This is a genomic window from Streptomyces sp. NPDC087901 (assembly GCF_044742205.1).
Classification (GTDB): domain Bacteria; phylum Actinomycetota; class Actinomycetes; order Streptomycetales; family Streptomycetaceae; genus Streptomyces.
Map to the genome: position 1 here is coordinate 86,052 of NZ_JBIUUC010000005.1, position 17,630 is coordinate 103,681.

General features: G+C 70.3%; 18 protein-coding genes. 8 read left to right on the forward strand and 10 right to left on the reverse strand.

What is annotated here, in order from left to right; all coding sequences use genetic code 11:
* Window positions 1-83 precede the first annotated feature (83 nt).
* Window positions 84-1,160, reverse strand: coding sequence for an enoyl-CoA hydratase/isomerase family protein (locus ACIOEW_RS17560; RefSeq protein ID WP_401964527.1), 1,077 nt, complete (start codon window positions 1,158-1,160; stop codon window positions 84-86).
* A 226-nt stretch (window positions 1,161-1,386) separates the two neighbouring features.
* On the opposite strand from ACIOEW_RS17560, the gene ACIOEW_RS17565 reads away from it, so the two are divergent.
* Window positions 1,387-3,621 (forward strand): SpoIIE family protein phosphatase, encoded by a 2,235-nt coding sequence (locus tag ACIOEW_RS17565; protein WP_401964528.1) that lies wholly within the window; start codon window positions 1,387-1,389, stop codon window positions 3,619-3,621.
* A 101-nt stretch (window positions 3,622-3,722) separates the two neighbouring features.
* Here ACIOEW_RS17565 and ACIOEW_RS17570 read toward each other — a convergent pair whose 3' ends face one another.
* The 6 genes from ACIOEW_RS17570 to ACIOEW_RS17595 all read right to left on the reverse strand — a co-directional run bounded on the left by ACIOEW_RS17570 (window position 3,723) and on the right by ACIOEW_RS17595 (window position 7,860).
* Window positions 3,723-4,355 (reverse strand): LAETG motif-containing sortase-dependent surface protein, encoded by a 633-nt coding sequence (locus ACIOEW_RS17570; RefSeq protein ID WP_362547103.1) that lies wholly within the window; start codon window positions 4,353-4,355, stop codon window positions 3,723-3,725.
* Window positions 4,356-4,603: 248 nt separating this feature from the next.
* Window positions 4,604-5,092 carry a GNAT family N-acetyltransferase gene (locus ACIOEW_RS17575; RefSeq protein WP_401964529.1) on the reverse strand — a complete coding sequence of 163 codons (489 nt, stop codon included), beginning with the start codon at window positions 5,090-5,092 and terminating at the stop codon, window positions 4,604-4,606.
* Entirely contained in the window at window positions 5,067-6,233 is a 1,167-nt protein-coding gene (locus ACIOEW_RS17580; protein ID WP_401964530.1) for a DUF6397 family protein, read from the reverse strand. The genes ACIOEW_RS17575 and ACIOEW_RS17580 overlap by 26 nt, the downstream gene beginning before the upstream one ends.
* A 117-nt stretch (window positions 6,234-6,350) precedes the next feature.
* Window positions 6,351-6,764 carry a roadblock/LC7 domain-containing protein gene (locus tag ACIOEW_RS17585; protein WP_362547094.1) on the reverse strand — a complete coding sequence of 138 codons (414 nt, stop codon included), beginning with the start codon at window positions 6,762-6,764 and terminating at the stop codon, window positions 6,351-6,353.
* A gap of 119 nt (window positions 6,765-6,883) precedes the next feature.
* Complete coding sequence (locus ACIOEW_RS17590; RefSeq protein ID WP_362547091.1) at window positions 6,884-7,507, reverse strand: ATP/GTP-binding protein; 624 nt, start codon at window positions 7,505-7,507, stop codon at window positions 6,884-6,886.
* A gap of 221 nt (window positions 7,508-7,728) precedes the next feature.
* Window positions 7,729-7,860: a hypothetical protein gene (locus tag ACIOEW_RS17595; protein WP_401964531.1), complete on the reverse strand. Its 132-nt coding sequence runs from the start codon at window positions 7,858-7,860 to the stop codon at window positions 7,729-7,731.
* Here ACIOEW_RS17595 and ACIOEW_RS17600 point away from each other — a divergent pair.
* From ACIOEW_RS17600 to ACIOEW_RS17615, 4 genes are all read left to right on the forward strand, one after another.
* The gene (locus ACIOEW_RS17600) at window positions 7,859-8,098 is read left to right on the forward strand and encodes a hypothetical protein (protein WP_401964532.1); all 240 of its coding nucleotides are present in this window, start codon (window positions 7,859-7,861) and stop codon (window positions 8,096-8,098) included. The two genes, ACIOEW_RS17595 and ACIOEW_RS17600, sit on opposite strands and share 2 nt — an antisense overlap.
* A 97-nt stretch (window positions 8,099-8,195) precedes the next feature.
* Window positions 8,196-8,561, forward strand: a complete 366-nt coding sequence (locus ACIOEW_RS17605) for an ArsR/SmtB family transcription factor (RefSeq protein WP_401964533.1) — start codon at window positions 8,196-8,198, stop codon at window positions 8,559-8,561.
* Window positions 8,554-11,265: a magnesium-translocating P-type ATPase gene (gene mgtA / locus ACIOEW_RS17610; RefSeq protein WP_401964534.1), complete on the forward strand. Its 2,712-nt coding sequence runs from the start codon at window positions 8,554-8,556 to the stop codon at window positions 11,263-11,265. The genes ACIOEW_RS17605 and mgtA overlap by 8 nt, the downstream gene beginning before the upstream one ends.
* Window positions 11,262-11,795, forward strand: coding sequence for a GNAT family N-acetyltransferase (locus ACIOEW_RS17615; RefSeq protein WP_401964535.1), 534 nt, complete (start codon window positions 11,262-11,264; stop codon window positions 11,793-11,795). The genes mgtA and ACIOEW_RS17615 overlap by 4 nt, the downstream gene beginning before the upstream one ends.
* Before the next feature lie 16 nt (window positions 11,796-11,811).
* Here the strand turns inward: ACIOEW_RS17615 and ACIOEW_RS17620 are convergent, their stop codons facing one another.
* Entirely contained in the window at window positions 11,812-13,299 is a 1,488-nt protein-coding gene (locus tag ACIOEW_RS17620) for an LCP family protein (RefSeq protein ID WP_401964536.1), read from the reverse strand.
* Between the two features lie 193 nt (window positions 13,300-13,492).
* On the opposite strand from ACIOEW_RS17620, the gene tatA reads away from it, so the two are divergent.
* Together tatA and ACIOEW_RS17630 are read left to right on the forward strand one after the other, a co-directional pair.
* Window positions 13,493-13,699, forward strand: a complete 207-nt coding sequence (gene tatA / locus ACIOEW_RS17625; RefSeq protein ID WP_362547082.1) for a Sec-independent protein translocase subunit TatA — start codon at window positions 13,493-13,495, stop codon at window positions 13,697-13,699.
* A gap of 100 nt (window positions 13,700-13,799) precedes the next feature.
* Window positions 13,800-14,375: a TerD family protein gene (locus ACIOEW_RS17630; RefSeq protein ID WP_362547080.1), complete on the forward strand. Its 576-nt coding sequence runs from the start codon at window positions 13,800-13,802 to the stop codon at window positions 14,373-14,375.
* Between the two features lie 83 nt (window positions 14,376-14,458).
* On the opposite strand, the gene ACIOEW_RS17635 is transcribed toward ACIOEW_RS17630, so the two are convergent.
* Complete coding sequence (locus tag ACIOEW_RS17635; RefSeq protein ID WP_401964537.1) at window positions 14,459-16,573, reverse strand: MMPL family transporter; 2,115 nt, start codon at window positions 16,571-16,573, stop codon at window positions 14,459-14,461.
* A gap of 79 nt (window positions 16,574-16,652) precedes the next feature.
* On the opposite strand from ACIOEW_RS17635, the gene ACIOEW_RS17640 reads away from it, so the two are divergent.
* A complete protein-coding gene (locus ACIOEW_RS17640) occupies window positions 16,653-17,162 on the forward strand; it encodes a MarR family winged helix-turn-helix transcriptional regulator (protein WP_401964538.1) in 510 nt (169 codons plus the stop codon).
* A 29-nt stretch (window positions 17,163-17,191) separates the two neighbouring features.
* Here ACIOEW_RS17640 and ACIOEW_RS17645 read toward each other — a convergent pair whose 3' ends face one another.
* Window positions 17,192-17,620, reverse strand: a complete 429-nt coding sequence (locus tag ACIOEW_RS17645; RefSeq protein WP_401964539.1) for a DUF742 domain-containing protein — start codon at window positions 17,618-17,620, stop codon at window positions 17,192-17,194.
* Window positions 17,621-17,630: the final 10 nt, after the last annotated feature.

Consider the following 17,630-nt stretch of genomic DNA (forward strand, 5'->3'; position numbering starts at 1 on the left):
GACGCCGGGCGGTCGGTAGCTCGTCCACGACCACGCCGTACGCGTCGAACCCAACGTATAAGTCCACCGAGCACTCTGACGGGTCAATACCTGCGGTCGTAGATACCTTGTCCGAGACCGAGTTCGCCGTCGCCCAGCGGTGCGAAGTAGCGTGCCACCTCCTCGTCGGTGACCTCGGCGAGTTCTGCCGGGCTCCACCGGGGATTCCGGTCCTTGTCGACGATCTGGGCGCGCACGCCCTCGACCAGATCGGGCCGGGTGAAGGCGGCGGACGAGACGCGGAACTCCTGGTCCAGGACTGCTTCCAGGCTGTCGAGATGACGCGCGCGGCGGATGGCCGCGAGCGTCACCTTGAGCGCCGTGGGCGACTTGGCCAGGATCGTCGTCATGGCCTGTTTCGCAGCAGGCACTCCGCAGTCGTCGAGGCGCTCGATGATCTCCTCGACCGTGTCCGCCGCGTAGCAGGCGTCGATCCAGTCGCGGTGTCCGGCCAGCTCTCCGCCGGGAGCGGTGCCCGCGAAACTCTCCGCCGTCGCGACGACGGCCTCGGGCGTGGTGCATGTGTCGAGCGCGGCAATGAGGGCGGGAAGGTCCCCCGACGGCACGAAGTGGTCGGCGAGGCCGCACGCGAGCGCGTCGGCCGCGCCGACCGCGTCGCCGGTGAGCGCCAGGTGCGTACCGAGTTCGCCGGGGGCGGCTCCGAGCAGGTAGGTGCCGCCGACGTCCGGGACGAACCCGATGCCGGTCTCGGGCATGGCGATGCGTGAGCGCTCCGTGACGATGCGGAGCGATCCGTGAGCGGACACACCTACCCCGCCGCCCATCACGATGCCGTCCATGAGGGCGACGTACGGCTTGGGAAATCGGGCGATCCGGGCGTTGAGCCGGTACTCGTCACGCCAGAAGTCCAGTGAGGTCCGGCCGCCTGCCAGGGCGTCGTCGCGGATGGAGCGGATGTCGCCGCCCGCGCACAGTCCCCGCTCCCCCGCACCGGTGAGCAGCACCGCGACGACCGAGGCGTCCCGCTCCGCCGCGTCCAGCGCCTTCCCCATCCGAAGCACCATCGCGTGGTCCAGGGCGTTGAGGGTGCGCGGCCGGTTCAGCGTGATGTGGCGGACGCGTCCCTCGGTGTGCAGCAGGACGGAATCCTCGTGTTTCATGCGTGCGCTCCGGTCAGCCCCAGTGCCATACCGTCCGCCGGTCACGGACGATCTTCCGCTCCCATTGTGCGCGGCGGTCCGGGGGCGCGGCAGGAGGGGTGGCAACAGCGGGGGCCCGAGCGGGAGCACCGTACGGCGAGGTTTCCGCTGTGGCAGTCGTACCGAACCCGCCAGACAATTGAGTCACGCCGTACGGCAGCCCCGCCGGACGATCCTCGGAGCAGGAATGACCGATCACGACCGGCCACCGTTCCCCGTCCCGCCCCGTCTGTTGGTCGAGAAGACACACAACAGCGAGACGGCGACGGAGGAGCGGCTTGCCCTGAACCGCACCGGCAGTTTCGAGTGGGACCTGGACGCCCGGACGCTGGACATCGACGAGGCGGGACTGCTGGTCTTCGGCCTGGATCCCGCAGTGTTCGACTCACGGCCCGAGTCCCTCATGGAGCGGCTCGAGCCGACGGAACGCATCCGCCTCGATGTGGCGATCGACGAGGCCATCAAGGGTGGAAGTGCCTCCTACAGCATCCATTTCCGGGTTCCGCTCGAGGACGACACTGATCAGTGGACCCATGTCCAGGCACGGATCCTGCGCGGCGCCGACGGGCGGGCGCACCGGGTGATCGGTCTGGTGCGGGACGCGACAGCGGAAGTCACCCATTCGGCCTTCGTGCTGGAACTGGAAAAGCGTCGCCAACGACAGACCGACATAGTTGAGCGAACAACCAGTGCGTTGTCGCGAGCGGTGACCGTGGACGATGTGACGGCCGCGCTGACCGGACCGGGCGGACTGGCACGGCTGGGCGCCGACGGGCTCGCGCTCGGCCTGCTGGACAACACCACGCTCAACGTCATCGCGCTGAGCGGCGAGTCGCTCGAGGTCGTCGACGAACTGGGCTCGGGCCGGCTCGACCGGAACTTCCCCCTGGCCGACACCGTCCTCAGCGGACGACCACGGTTCGTGAGCTCGCTGAGCGCGCTCACGCGGCGCTATCCGGTGCTGGAGCCGTTCGTGGGGCAGCTCAAGTTCCAGGCTGCGGCCTATCTGCCCCTCATCGCCCAGGCCCGCACCCTCGGCGGGCTTGCCCTCTTCTACCGCGAACGCACGGCCTTCACCGCCGACGAACGCAACCTGTGCCTGGGGCTGGCCGCGATCGTCGCCCAGTCCCTCCAGCGGGCCACCCTTTTCGACGAGGAACGCGAATTCGCGACGGGGCTCCAGGCCGCGATGCTGCCCCGCCGGATCCAGGACATCGAGGGCGGCGAGATCGCCGTCCGGTACCACGCGGCGTGGAGCGGCCGCCAGGTCGGCGGTGACTGGTACGACGTGATCGCGCTCCCCAAGGACCGCTTCGGCATCGTGGTCGGTGACGTGCAGGGCCACGACACGCACGCGGCAGCGATCATGGGCCAGTTGCGCATCGCGCTTCGGGCGTACGCGGGCGAGGGGCATCCGCCCTCGACGGTGCTGGCCCGGGCCTCGCGGTTCCTCGCCGAGCTGGACACGGACCGGTTCGCCACCTGTACGTACGCTCAAGTCGATCTGGGCACCGGCACCGTGCGGGTGGTCCGGGCAGGCCACTTCGGTCCGCTGATCCGGCACATGGACGGCCGCGTCGGTACCCCGCAGGTGCGCGGCGGCATCCCGCTGGGTATCGCCACTGACTTCGGCGACGAAGAGTTCCCGGAGACCCGGCTGGATCTGGTCCCGGGCGAGACGCTTGTCCTGTACACCGACGGGCTGGTGGAGGAGCCGGGCGCCGATATCGACGCGGGAGTGCGCACGCTCATCAACGAGGTCAGCGCGGGACCGGCGAGTGCCGAGGCGCTGGCCGATCATCTGTCGGACCGGCTGTGGGAGCGCTGGGGCTCGGGCGACGACGTCGCGTTGCTGGTGCTTCGGCGCAGCCCGGACCCGGGGTCACCACGGGCGCCCCGGTTGCACCAGTACATCCACCAGGCCGATCCCGAGGGCCTCTCCGACGCGCGGACGATCGTGCGTCAGGCCCTCACCGACTGGGACATGGCCGAACTGGCGGACGACGCCGAGCTGGTGACCGGTGAACTGTTGGTGAACGTGCTGCTGCACACGGAGGGCGGCGCCGTACTCACCCTGGAGGTGCTTCCGGAACCGGTGCGACGCGTCCGGCTGTCGGTGCAGGACCGCTCCAGCGCATGGCCCCGGCGCCGCACACCCGGCGAGACCGCGACCTCGGGCCGGGGGCTGCTGCTCCTGGACGCCATCGCCACCCGCTGGGGCATCGAGCCCCGTGGCGAGGGCAAGGCCGTCTGGTGCGAGATCGGTCCGGCTGGGCCGCCCGCGTCCGCCCCGGCCTCCACGGACACCGCAGAGACCGTCGAGCCCGCAGAGAACGCGGGGCCGCCTGTCGGCCGAGCCAACACGGACCTTCCCGGCGATGACCGCCCGGAGCGTACCGGCTCCACGGGCGGAAAGCGCTGAGCGGACAGCACCGAGGGGCGCGCCGTCTCGTCCCGCAGGACACGGCACGCCCCTCGGCCGCAACCCGGGCGCGCTCAGTGCACCCGGGCTACCGGACTGCGTCAGTGCTGGGCGGTGCGACGCTTGCGCACGGACCACATGATGCCGCCACCGGCCAGCAGCACGGCAACAGCCGCACCACCGATGACCGGCGTGGCGGACGACGAACCGGTCTCGGCCAGGTCCGGCGAGCTCGGGCTCGGCGTGGCTGCGGCAGGCGCAGACGACGAGGCGGTCTCACTGGGAGTGTCGGTCGGCGTCGGCGTCGCCGTGGTGGGCGTCTCGGACGGCTTCGTCTCGGTCGGCGTCGGCGTCGGCGTGTGCGTCGGCGGCTTCTCCTCGCACACCGGCGCCTGCTTGCTCTCGTCGCGCGAGTACTGGGCGCCGTCGCCGGCCTTGACGACCAGACGGACCGTCAGCGCCTTGTCGTGCTCAGGCAGGGTGAGCGTCTTGTCGATCCCCTTGCCGAAGGTCTCCGCCGGCAGCAGGTCCTTACCGTCCACGGTGACGGTCACCTGGTTGGTGACGCGGTCGTTGTACGCGGTCAGGTGCAGGTTCACTTCAGTACAGGTCACGTCCCAGGTGGGGGTGTGAGCTGCGGCCGGACCAGCGGTGAGAACCGCACCGGTCAGGCCGACAACCGCGGCGGCGGCGAGGGTTCCCGCAGCACGCCACGATCTCCTGGGTATGGTCATGGATTCTTCCTCCGCAAATGTTTCATCGCCCGAATGGCGGTGGGGCGCACAGTACTGCCCCCGTCCCCCATGTGTGCACCCGCCCCACGTATCATTCGGCGTCACAACTAGCCGCACTTCGTCGCTGGTTGGGGCAACACGGACACTCATACCGGCGCCCGGTCCACCCGGGCCGTGGCGCGAAGTGAACGTCCGGCGCCGGACCGTGTCCATGAGGGCGATCCGCACCCACGTCCCCAGCCGGGCCCTCAGAGCGGCCGGTGCATGATGTGCAGTCCCACGAACCCCTTCTTCGGGTGGTTGAAGCCCTCCGGCAGGGTCCCCAGTACCTCGAAGCCGAGCGATCGGTAAAGCCCGACCGCGGCGGTGTTGCCCTCCACGACGGCGTTGAACTGCATGGCACGGAACCCGGCCGTGCGAGCCCAGTCGATCGTGTACTCGCACAGGGCCCGACCCACGCCCTTTCCGGAGTGCCGGGGGTCGACCATGTAACTGGCACTGGCAATGTGCGAGCCGTTGCCCATCTGGTTGTTGTTCATCTTCGCCGTGCCCAGGACGCTGCCGTCCTCGTCGACCGCGACGACCGTGCGGTTCGGGGGCTTCAGGAGCCACCAGTCAAGGGCATCGGTCTCTCCGAGGTCGAGGGGGTAGGTGAACGCCTCGCCCGCGGCGACGATTTCATGGAAGAAGGGCCAGATGGCAGGCCAGTCCTCAGCGGTTGCTTCCCTGATCAGCATGGTGCAAAGAATGCCTGGCCCTGGTTTCGGTGGCGAACGGATTCCCCCTGCCGCCGGCCGCCTGGCGAGGACGTCGGCGCCCACCAGTCCTGCGTAGGCGGAGCCGGGCCAGCAGGCCCGGCGTGCCGCCACCGCCTCCATCCTCACCGCCCTGCCCGCCTCCCTGCCCGCCGCCCTCCTGCGTAACGGACTCCGGCCGTTCGGCGGAGGCGAGCCCCGGTCCCGTCGGCCCCGCCGATTCCGCTGGGCCCACCGGGACCGCTGGTTCGGCCGAGGTCTCTGATTCGCCCGACATCACTCCGGCCGGCTCGCCTGCCTGTCCGGGCCACCGCTCCTCTGTCTGTCCGCGCCACCGCTCCTCTCCCGGGCGCGGGGCCGGGCGCAGCTCGCGTGCACTGTCCAGCTCCATCCCAAGAGTGACCCTCCGCCAGAGGATCTCGTCCGGCTCATCGGCGAGCATCAGCTGCGCCATGGCCTCGCGCCCGGCAGCCGACCCCCGTTGGCCGAAGGCCGGTTCGGGCCGGATCCTGCCGAAGTAGGAGCGCTCGTAAGGATCATCGACCACCTCGGCCAGCTGGACCGGGTCCAGCGCTTCCGCGACGACGGCCGCACGGGCCCAGGGGTCCTCGGTGAGGATCAGCAGCCGCTCGATCCGGCGCGAGCGCCAGTTGCGCGCCCGGCAGTCCGTGCCCGCGTCCAGCCGGCTGCGCATCCAGGGCGGGCTGGTGCCCACCAGAAGCTCGGGTGACCGGGCAGCCAGTCCGCCCAGCTCCTGCGCGAGATAGAGCCACACCACGGCTCGGTAGCGATTGAGGTAGAACGCGACCGGCGTGACACAGCCCGCGCGTGCCAGCCGAGTGAAGCGGACCGGACTGATCCCCAGCAGCCTGGCTCCTTCCGCGGTACCCACCGTGCACACCCGCTCCCGCAGCGTCTCCGGGAACCCGTCCTGCGATTTGAGGCGGTCGATCTCCTCCCGACGGACCCTGGCCCTCCCGCCTGCCTGCGGCACGTCCACCCGGATGATGCCGAGGTGCACCGCCAGGCCGAACTCTCCGCGCTTCAGCTCAAGTTCCGCGGCGGCCCTGCTTACGGTGACCGTGCGAGCGCCCTCGTCGCGCCCCGCTTCCGTCATCGGCATGATGGTTCTCCCCCGTGAGACTCGGATACTCTCCGTGACCACGGTAGCCCGGGAAAGGCAACTGCCGCCCGGCCCTGTGGATAACTCCAGGGCCGGGCGGCAGCACCGATCGGGCCGTCAGATCCGCTTGGCCCCCACGCCCCCGTCCTGTCGCGCGGCCACACCGAGATGCTCCCCGACCCTGTTGACCAGCAGCGTCATCTCGTACGCAACCTGACCCACGTCGGCCTCGGCCTCGCTCAGCACACACAGGCAGCTACCGTCCCCGGCGGCCGTCACGAAGAGCAGTGCCTCGTCGAACTCCACCATCGTCTGCCGGGCCTTTCCGGCGCGGAAGTGCCGCCCCGAGCCACGGGCAAGGCTGTGCAGCCCGGACGAGACCGCGGCCAGGTGTTCCGCGTCCTCACGTGCCAGCCCCGTGCTCGCTCCGGTCACCAGGCCGTCGTTCGACAGCACCAGGGCGTGTCGTATGTGCTCCACCCGGCTGGTGAGATCATCAAGCAGCCAGTCGAGTCCCCTGTCCAGCGCCATTCTGTTCCTCCCCGTTCATACGTTCCCCGTGCCCCACTTGTACGCAAGCCTTTCGCACCGGTCACGTACGGGCAAGCGCCCCGCTGTGCAACAGCGGGGCGGGATCAGGCCAAGCCGGCTCAGCCCACCGAGTCGAGGAGCCGCGCTGTGTGCATCCGGCCCGCGTACTCGACCATCCGAATCAGGACCTCCTTGCCGGAATCCCGGTCTCTGGCGTCGCACAGCACCACGGGCGTTCCGGGATCGAGGTCGAGGGCGCGGGACACGTCCCGTTCGCTGTACGAACGCGCTCCCGCGAAGCAGTTGACAGCGACGACGAAGGGGATGCGGCGGTGCTCGAAGTAGTCGACTGCCGGGAAGCAGTCCTCCAGCCGCCGGGTGTCCGCCAGAACGACCGCGCCGAGTGCGCCTTGGGAGAGCTCGTCCCAGAGGAACCAGAACCTGTCCTGCCCCGGAGTGCCGAACAGGTACAGGGAGAGTCCGGACCTGATGGTGATGCGCCCGAAGTCCATGGCGACCGTCGTGGTGGTCTTCTGGGCGACGCCGTCGGTGTCGTCCACCGACTGTCCGGCCTCACTGAGGAGTTCTTCCGTACGCAGGGGCCTGATCTCGCTCACCGCGCCGACGAGCGTCGTCTTGCCGACCCCGAACCCGCCCGCGACCAGGATCTTCAGGGCCAGGGCTTCGGTCGGGGCAGCCCCGGCGGTCTCGTCCCGGATGCTGTCAGCGTGCTCGGTCGACATCGATCACTTCTCTCACCAGTGAGCCTCAAGACGTCGAATGCGCAGGTCAGAGCCATCTTGAGAGGTCTCGGATTCAGTGAATCATCGGCAGGCGTACGGCGACAGCATGGCAAACCAGCACCTGACTCGTGGGGTGCGATCGCAATTTTGGGGATGTGACAGTTTCGGGTCGCTCTGCGCCTGGAACGGTACGAATTTCGGTGTGATTGTCAGCCATTCGATTATTCCTGGCCGATCAGCACGTGCAGCCCTTCCATGGCGCCCTGTTCCTGCTCCCGTAGCAGTCTCCTCCCGACGGCGGACGTCACGGCGGCTCCGCCGATCGTCCATCCGCGCGAGACGGTCGAGTTCATGTCGATCACCGGACCGCACAGCCTCGCGATCGCCCTCACGCTGCGCTCGCACGAGGATCTGCCGGCCTGTGCGTCCACCCTCGTGGGGCGGATGCCGGGACTCAGGATCGCGGAATCGTTCGTCGTCCTGCGCTGTCACAAGTTCGCCGCGCAGGTGCTCGGCCCCGACGGCCGCCGGACCCGCACCGTGCCGCAGGACATCCGGACCCGGCCGGTTCCGCTGCCGACGCGGCGCTGACCGTACGGCTGCGAACAGGCCCGGGGGCTTCATGTCCGGCGCCTACACTGGTCGTCTCGGGTGCGAGGAGTCGGCCCACGCGGACAGGAGTGCAGAAGTGTCGACAGGTGCCGGCGGCGGTTCCCAGGATCCGCCCGCGGATGTGCTGGCCCAGGCGGCGGCCGCCTTCGGTCTCCTGGCCACCCCGGCCCGGCTGCACATCATCTGGGCGCTGGACCAGGGCGAGTGCGACGTGACCGGTCTGGCGGAGCGGGTCGGCGGCACGCTCCCCTCGGTCAGCCAGCATCTGACGAAACTGAAGCTCGCCGGTCTCGTCCGCTCCCGCCGCGAGGGCCGCCGCCAGGTGTATCTGGTCGATGATCCCAGTGTCGTGACGGTGGTCCGGTTGATGGTCGGCCAGCTCGCGGAGCGGTCCGGGTACCAGGCCGCGCAGCCCGCGCATCTCCGTGAACTCGGTGCCTGAGAAGGCTGCCGCTGCGGAGTCCGGACAGACCGGCGAACAGTCGTCCGTCGTCGTACCGATGCCCGGCGCCGCATCCGGTGCCGGTGCCGCACGGCCGGCTGCCCCACCGACTTCTCTGCAGGTCCTCCGCTCCCTGGACAGTGGGCCGCGGGGACTGCTGGAACGGGAAGCGCAGGAGCGGCTGACACGGTTCGGCGAGAACACCCTCCCTGCCCGGCGCCCGGTCTCCTGGCCGCGGCGGTTCCTGCGCACCCTGCGGGACCCGTTCACTTCGGTACTGCTCTGCCTGGGGCTGGTCTCAGCCCTGATGGACGCCTGGGGCACGGCTGCCGTGACCTCGGCGCTCGTGGTCGTCAGCTGCCTGTTGCGTTCCATGGAGGAGCACCGGGCCGACCGGGCGACGGCCGCGCTGTACGAGCTGGTGGCGACGACCGCGACGGTGCTGCGCCGCAACGGCCCGGACGCGGTGGCTCAGGCCCGCGAACTGCCCGTAGGGGAGCTCGTGCCGGGTGATGTGATCAGGCTCGCCCCGGGCGATCTCGTCCCCGCCGACGTGCAGCTGCTCCGGGCCGGCGGCCTGACCGTGCACCAGTCGGCCCTCACCGGTGAGTCCGCGCCGGTCGCGAAGCATCCCGTCGACGCACAGGCCCTGTCTGCGGCCGCGACCGGGCCGCACTGCGTACCCGATGCCGTGAACGACGTGTTCGCGCAGCATCAGTTGTGTTTCCAGGGCAGCAGTGTGGCGTCGGGCAGCGGTACGGCGGTGGTGGTGGCCACCGGCGGCCGCACCCGGTTCGCCGCCGCATATGACCGGTCGGCGCGCCGCCGCGGTGCGAGTGCGTTCGACCGCTCGGTGCGGGGGATCTCCTGGACGCTGATCCGGTTCATGCTCTTCACTCCGCCGCTGGTCCTGATGGCCAACGCCGCGCTGCGCGGACGTGGTCTGGAGACGTTGCCGTTCGCGGTCGCGGTCGCAGTGGGGCTGACGCCCGAGATGCTGCCGGTCATCGTCACCGCGGCGCTGGCCCGGGGTGCCTCGCTGCTCGCTCGCGACCATGCGGTGATCGTGAAACGGCTGCCCGCGCTGCACGACCTGGGTGCGATCGATGTGCTCTGTCTGGACAAGACAGGCACCCTCACCCAGGACCGCCCGGTCGTCGACCGGACGCTCGGTCGTACGGAAGAGCCCGATCCCCTCGTGCTGCACTGGGCGGCCGTCAATGCGCTGTGGACGCTGCAGCTCGCCGACCTGCCGGCGCCGGACGCCCTCGACGGGGCCGTGCTGGACGCCTGGGACCGACGGGGCGGGCGGGTTGCGGCGCCGCTCCAGCCGGTCGAGGAGTACGACGCGGTGGCCGCGCTGCCGTTCGATCCGGTGCGTCGTCTCTCCACTGCGGTCGTCCGGCCTCCCGGCCGGTTCGCAACCCACGTCCTGGTGACGAAGGGCGCGGCGGAGGCCGTCCTGGAGCGTTGCGATCTGGACCCGGCTGAGCGGGACCGTCTGAGTGCGCTGGCGGCGCGCGAGGCCGCGGACGGTCTGCGGCTGCTCGCCGTCGCCCGCACCGAGCGGCCTGCCCGGCTCGGTGCGTACACTCCGGCCGACGAGCGCGGGCTGACGTTTCTCGGGTTCGTGGCGCTGCGCGACGCGCTCACGCCTGGCGCCGCCGAAGCCCTCGGCGTACTGACGCGTCGGGGTGTCGCAGTGAAGGTCCTGACCGGCGACCACCCGGGCACCGCGGCCCGCGCCTGCCGGGATCTCGGCCTGGACCCGGGGCAGGTCCTCTCCGCCGGGGAGATCGACGGTCTGGGCGACGTGCAGCTCGCCGGCATCGCCGGACGGGCTACGGTCTTCGCGCGTTGCACCCCTGCGCACAAGGCCAGGATCGTCGACGCGCTGCGCGCATCGGGCCACACCGTCGGGTTCCTAGGCGACGGTGTCAACGACCTGCCGGCCCTCTACGCGGCCGATGTGGGAATCTGTCCGCGCAACGCGGTGGATGTGTCGCGGGAGGCCGCCGACGTCGTTCTCGCCGAGAAGGACCTCGGCGCCATCGATCACGCGATCAGCGCGGGCCGCCGCAGCAGCGGCACCATCGCCACGTATCTGCGCATCACGCTCTCCTCGAACCTCGGCAATGTCATCGCGATGCTCGCCGCCGGTCTGCTGCTGCCCTTCCTCCCCATGCTGCCGGCGCAGGTACTGGTCCAGAACCTGTGCTTCGACGCGGCACAGCTCGCGTTCGCCTTCGACCGGCCCGCGCCCTCGGTCCTGAGGCGTCCGGCGGTGCTGCGCCCCAGGGACTTCCTCCGCTTCATCACGGCCTTCGGGCTGCTGAACGCCGCCGCAGACCTGGCCACCTTCGGCGTGCTCGCCCTGGCGCTGCACGGTTCGGCGACGGACGGCCAGGCGTCCTTCCATTCCGGCTGGTTCACCGAGAACCTCCTCACCCAGGCCCTGGTGATGCTGCTCCTGCGCACCGGCCGGGGAGCCGTGCAACGGCACGGCGGCGGGCCCCTGCGGGCGGCGGCGGCCGGGCTGGCGGTCGTCGGTGTCCTCCTGCCGCTCACCGCGCTCGGGCCGCTGCTGGGGATGGGCGCCCTGCCTCCGCTCTATTACCTGTTGCTCGCCACCGTCCTCGCGTTGTACGCATGCGGTCTGGGGTGGGCGCGCACCCGCTACGAACGGAACCGGAGGATCTCATGACCGTGAACACCGGCCGCACGGCTGCCGGGCCCCCCGGCGGCAGACCGGTGCGGGTGCGCCGGGCCACACTCGCCGATGTCGGCGCGCTGGTGCGCCTGCGGGCACTGATGCTCGCCGACATGGGGGCGGAGGTCGGGGACGACCGCGCTCCCTGGCGGGCGGGCGCGGCGCGATGGTTCACCGAACGGATGCCCCTGTCCGACGAGTTCGCCGCGTTCCTCGTCGAGGATGCGGAACTGGGCGTGGTGGCGTGCGCGGTGGGGGCGTGCGACGCGCACGCGCCGAGTCCGGCCAATCCGAGCGGGCTGCACGGGCACGTGTCCAATGTGAGCACCGATCCCCGGCGGCGCAGGCGTGGGCATGCCCGGGCCTGCGTCGAGGCACTGCTCGTCTGGTTCCACGAGGAGGCGCGGGTGACGGTCGTCAATCTCAACGCCACGGGGGACGGGGCCGGTCTGTACGAGTCGTTCGGGTTCGCGCCGCCTCGCCACCCTTCGTTGCAGCTGCGGACGGCTCTGCTCCAGGGCTGAGCCGTCCGCGGAGGTCTCAGCCGTAGGAGAGGTCACTGCACGGGTCGTCGTCGGCGGACCGGGCCTCGTCGGCAACCGTGGACGGTACGGTGTCGGGCGTCGGTGACGCGGGGGCGGCCGAGGGGTTCTCGGCGAAGTCGCCGCCCACGATCACCTGGATTCCCGGCCGGCCGGACTCCGTGGTCCGCGCGCCCCCGAAGAGCCGGGCCGTGGTGTCCGACTCGCCCTCCAGTCCGGGCCCGTAGGTGACGACGGTGCGCGCCTGGTCCTGGGAGTTCGCGGTGGCCGTGCCGGTGACGGTGAACCCATGCGTACGCAGGAGCTCGGCGGCCCGGGCGGCGAGCCCGGTCACCGTGGTGCCGTTGTAGACGGCCACATCGATTCCCTCGCCCGAGACGGGCCCGGTGGGAGAGGCTGACGCAACCGGCGCGGGGGTGGAGCGCCCGGCCCCTGACGTGCCCGCGGCGTCCTGGCCGTCGATCGTGCGGTCGGCCTTGAGCGCCGCCCACAGCGCGTCGGCCTCCGGCTCCACGATGGCGACGCGGGCTCCCTCGTAACGCCAGGGGACGGTGACGAACTTGGTGTTGTGCAGATCGATGTTCTTCATCGACATGGCGAACGACAGGAGTTTGTCGGCCGAGCCGAGGCCGGGGTCGACGGTCATCGCGTCGGTCGCCGCGTTGGCCAGCGGCAACAGGGTGGTGGGGTTCAGGCCGCGGGACTTCACCTTCTTGACGAGGGAGCCGACGAACGCCTGCTGCCTCTTGATCCGGCCTATGTCGGAGCCGTCGCCGATGCCGTGCCGGATCCGTACGTAGTCCAGTGCACGCTGTCCGGAGACCGTCTGGGGCCCCTTGCCGAAGACCAGTTCGCCGCGGGTGGGGCGCTTGGGGTTCAGGTCTCGCTGGTAGATGTCCTGCGGAAGGCACACGGGCACTCCGCCGACTGCCGAGGTCAGCGCGGAGAAGCCGGCGAAGTCGACCACGACCGTGTGGTCGACGCGCAGGCCGGTGAGGTGCTCGACCGTGTTCTGGGTGCATGCAGGGTTGCCCTCTGCGGTCTCCCCCACGGAGAACGCCCCATTGAACATGACGTGGTGCTGAGGGGCTGTCCAGTCGCCGTCGGGCTTCTTGCAGGCCGGAATGTCGACCATCGAGTCACGGGGGATGGAGACAGCCACGGCGTGCCTGTGGTCGGCGTAGACGTGCAGCAGGAACGCGGTGTCGGAACGGCCCACCTCACCCGTGCCGCCGCCCAGTCCGCTGTTGTCGCCCGATCGGGAGTCCGACCCGATGACGAGAACGTTCTGCCCCGCGGACGTGTCGGGTGGCCGGTCACCGGAGATCCCGTCGGCACTGAACGTATCGATGCTGCCGGTGAGTTTGAGGTATCCCCAGCCGACTCCGGCGACCAGCAGGACGAGGAAGGAGAGCCCGATCAGAGCCGTCCGCCGCAGCCGGCCTCCCCTGCTGCCGCCGGCCGCCCCCTTGTGACTGCCTGTCATCGACCACCCCGTTCGTCCGGCTGCCATGGAGGACGACTGCACCGGCCTCACATGGTTGTACAGTTGCGCAATGTAGCAAGTGTTGCTTTTCTCGTGGATCAACGGCCCCGTCCATCGTCGGTCCGATCCCCTGTCCATAAACGCCTGCTGGAAACATTGACCGGAAGACGTCTCAAGAAAGGGCGTGCCGCACATGCTGCGCAACGGCCTCGAACCCTGGCACCTGTTGATCGTGGCGATCGTCGTGCTGATGCTGTTCGGCTCGAAGAAGCTGCCGGACACCGCCCGCGCCCTGGGCAAATCCATGCGGATCCTGAAGAGTGAGGCCAAGGCCATGAAGGAGGATGCGCCACCGCGGGCCGCCGACGGCAACTCCCGCGACCACGCCACTGCTCCATGACCTGCACAACCAGAGAACCATAGGGGAAGGGCCGCCGCCCTCGTCGGTGGCGGCCGAAGGAACGCTGATCAATGGATCACCGGATCATTGGAGGAAGTTCATGGGTGTGACCCTGGCCAAGGGCGGCAACGTCTCCTTGTCGAAGGAGGCGCCCGGCCTGACCGCGGTGACCGTGGGCCTGGGCTGGGACGTACGGACGACGACGGGCGCCGATCACGACCTCGACGCCAGCGCGCTGCTGTGCTCGGACGCCGGCAAGGTCCTCTCCGACCAGCACTTCGTCTTCTACAACAACCTCAACAGCCCGGACGGTTCCGTCCAGCACACCGGTGACAACCTGACCGGCGAGGGCGAGGGCGACGACGAGTCCATCAACGTGGACCTGGCGGGCGTTCCCGCGGATGTCGCGAAGATCGTCTTCCCGGTCTCCATCCATGACGCGCAGAGCCGGGGGCAGAGTTTCGGCCAGGTGCGCAACGCGTTCATCCGCGTGGTGAACCAGGCCAACGGGGTGGAGCTCGCCCGCTACGACCTCAGCGAGGACGCCTCTACGGAGACCGCGATGGTGTTCGGCGAGTTGTACCGGCACGGTGCGGAGTGGAAGTTCCGTGCAGTGGGCCAGGGTTACGCCTCCGGCCTGGCCGGAATCGCGTCGGACTACGGCGTCAACGTCTGACCCGTCCGACACGGCGTCCCGCAGCACGCCCGGGCCCCGGCCCCGCCCCGGACCTCCGGAGGCGGGACCGGGGCCCGGATGCGTCACCCGGCTTCACCGCCCCGTCCGGCTCCGGCCGGGATCCGGCTGATCCTGCTCGGCCACCAGGCCCTGGGGCCGATGTCCACGACCAGGGCGGGGGCCAGGAGCGAACGCACCACCAGGGTGTCCAGCAGCACGCCGAAGGCCACGATGAACGCGATCTGGGCGAGGAACGCCAGGGGAATCACGATGAGCGCCGCGAAAGTCGCGGCCAGCACCACTCCGGCCGACGTGATGACACCGCCCGTGCTGACCAGCCCCCGAAGCACTCCCTGCCGGGCCCCGTGCTCCAGCGCCTCCTCCCGGACGCGGGACATCAGGAAGATGTTGTAGTCGACGCCGAGGGCCACCAGGAAGACGAATCCGTACAGCGGCACGGACGCGTCGGTGCCACTGAATCCCAGGACGTGCTTGAAGACCAGCGACGAAACCCCGAGGGTCGCGAGGAAGTTGAGGCCCACGGTGGCCACCAGCAGGACGGGGACCAGTACCGATCGCAGCAGCCCCATCAGGATCAGGAGAATGATCACGAGCACCACCGGCACGATGATGTCGCGGTCGCGCTCGGCGGTCTGCTGCGTGTCGTACTGCTGAGCCGTGTAGCCCCCGACGAGCGCATCGGCTCCCGTGACGCCGTGCACTGCGGTACGCAGACGCTGGACGGTCGACTTGGCCGCGTCGCTGTCCGCGGCGTCGTCCAGGGTGGCATCGATGCGCACCCGGCCGTCGACCACCAGGGGCGGCCCGCCGCCCGGGGCACCGGACGCGGTGACGGGTACCGCGGCGGCGACACCCGGGGTTGCCGCGGCCGCGGCGGTCACCTCGTCGACGCGGCCGGCCGCCGCGACGACCACGGCGGGATTGCCGGAGCCGCCGGGGAAGTGTTTGCCCAGTGTGGCCTGGGCCGAGACGGACGGGGCGTCGTTCACGAAGATCTCGTTCAGGGGCACGCCCTGCGACTTGAGTGTGGGTGCGAACGCCGCGCAGGCTACGAGGACCAGGGTGGTGGAGACCCACACCTTGCGCGGGGACCGGTCGACGCGGCCGGCGACCCGGCGCCAGATGCCGCGTCCGCCCGACTCCGCGTCCGCCGGACGCGGCCTGGCCGGCCAGTAGGCGGCCCGGCCGCACAGGACCAGCACCGCGGGAAGGAACGTCAGCGTGCTCAGCACCGCGCAGACGATGCCGATGGCCCCCACCGGCCCCAGGGCCCGGTTGTTCGTCAGATCGCTGAGCAGCAGGGCGAGGAGACCCAGGGCCACGGTGGCGGCGCTGGCGGTGATCGCGCCGAAGGAGCGGCGGAGCGCGGCAAGGGCCGCGGCCGTCCGGTCGCCGTGCCGGGTGAGTTCCTCCCGGAAGCGGGCGGTGAGGAGCAGGGCGTAGTCGGTGGCCGCCCCGATCACCAGAATGGACAGGATGCCCTGGACCTGCCCGTCCACGCGGACGAGGTCGCGGTCCGCGAGGACGTACACGACGGCGCAGGCGAGGCCGAGGGCGAGGACGGCGCTGAAGATGATCAGGAAGGGCAGCAGCAGACTGCGGTAGACGAGCAGAAGAATCACCAGCACGGCGGCCAGTGCCACGCCCAGGAGCAGCCCGTCGATCCCCGCGAACGCGTCCTTGAGGTCGGCCTGACTGGCCGCGGGCCCGGCGATCTCCGCCGTCGTGCCCGGCACGGAACCGGCCGCGGCGCGTACCCGGTCGAGGGTGTCCGGCAGCGTGTCACCCAGATCCGAACGCAGTTGCACCACGCCGGACAGCGCCTCCCCGTCCTCCGAGGGCCGCGCGGCCGACGGCGTGCCGACCACACCGGGCTGCCCGGCCAGAGAGGCGAGCGCCCGCGTGGCAGCCTCCTGCCCGCCGGCGGGGATCCCGCCCGGCCGGCCGGTCCACACGACGATCGCGGGCACTGTCCCCGACTTCTGGAACGCCTTCTGCGCCTCGGACACCTTCGTCGACTCGGCGCTGCGCGGCAGGAAGGCCGCCTGGTCATTGGTGGCCACCTCGCCGAGCTTTCCGGCGTAGGGACCCAGCGTCCCTCCGATGCCGAGCCAGACGACGAGCAGGGCTACGGGCACCAGCCATCGGACGATGCGGTGCCGCGGTGCGGGCTTCATTGCTTCCCCATGGGTCGACGCACGACCGATATCTCGGCCATTGATTATCTCAATGAGTGAGAGATACTACTCTGGGGGTATGCGCACCGCAGACGGAGGCCCGGACAGAGGCATGAGCGACGGTCCCACCGGACTCCAGTCGTTCGCTGTGCTGCTGCGCCGTATGAACAGCGAGTTCAATCGCATCACCCATGAATTCGCCCAGGCCCAGGGGCTTCACCCGACGGATGTGCAGGCCCTCATCGCCATCCTGGACGCCGATCACGGCGAGGCGGGCTCGGTCATGACCCCGGGACGGCTGCGCGAGCAGCTGGACCTCACATCGGGTGCGGTGACAGCGTGTCTGGACCGGCTGGAGCGTGCGGGTCACATCCACCGCGTCAGGGACGGCGGCGACCGCAGGGTGGTGCGTCTGCATTACGCCGCCGCGGCGAAACTGGTCGCCCGCGACTTCTTCATGCCGCTGGCGGCAAGCACCGATGCGGCCCGTGGGCAGTTCGACGAGGGCGAACTGCATGTCGTCATCCGCTTCCTGGAAGCCATGAACGACGAGCTCACGCACCTGAGGGACAGCAAACGGCAGCTGTAGGCGGGGGCCCGCCCGGGGCCGACCGCCCCTCAGAGTGCGCGAAGGCCGTTGATCACCTCCCGCAGGATGCGTTCATCGGGCAGCTGGGCAGGGGGCACCGGGCGGCTGACCGTCACGTACCCCGATTCGAGCAGGTCGCCGAGCAGCACACGCACCACACCGACCGGGAGATCGGCGTCGGCGGAGAGCTCGGCGACCGACTGCGTCTCGGTCCGGCAGAGGGACAGCAGCGTCCGGTGCTCCGGCCCCAGCAGTGCGTCCTCGGAGCTCCCCGTCACGGTGTCGTCGAAGGTGACGAGCGCGATCAGGTCGAATCGTGCGCCACCGGGACCCGGTTCGGTCCGGCCACCGGTCATGGCGTACGGACGGACGAGCGGGCCCGCGTCGGCGTCGTACCACTGGCTGCCCGGCAGCTCGTACGGGTCGGGGGCGTCCGGGCCCTTGTCGGTACTGGACACTGATCTCCCA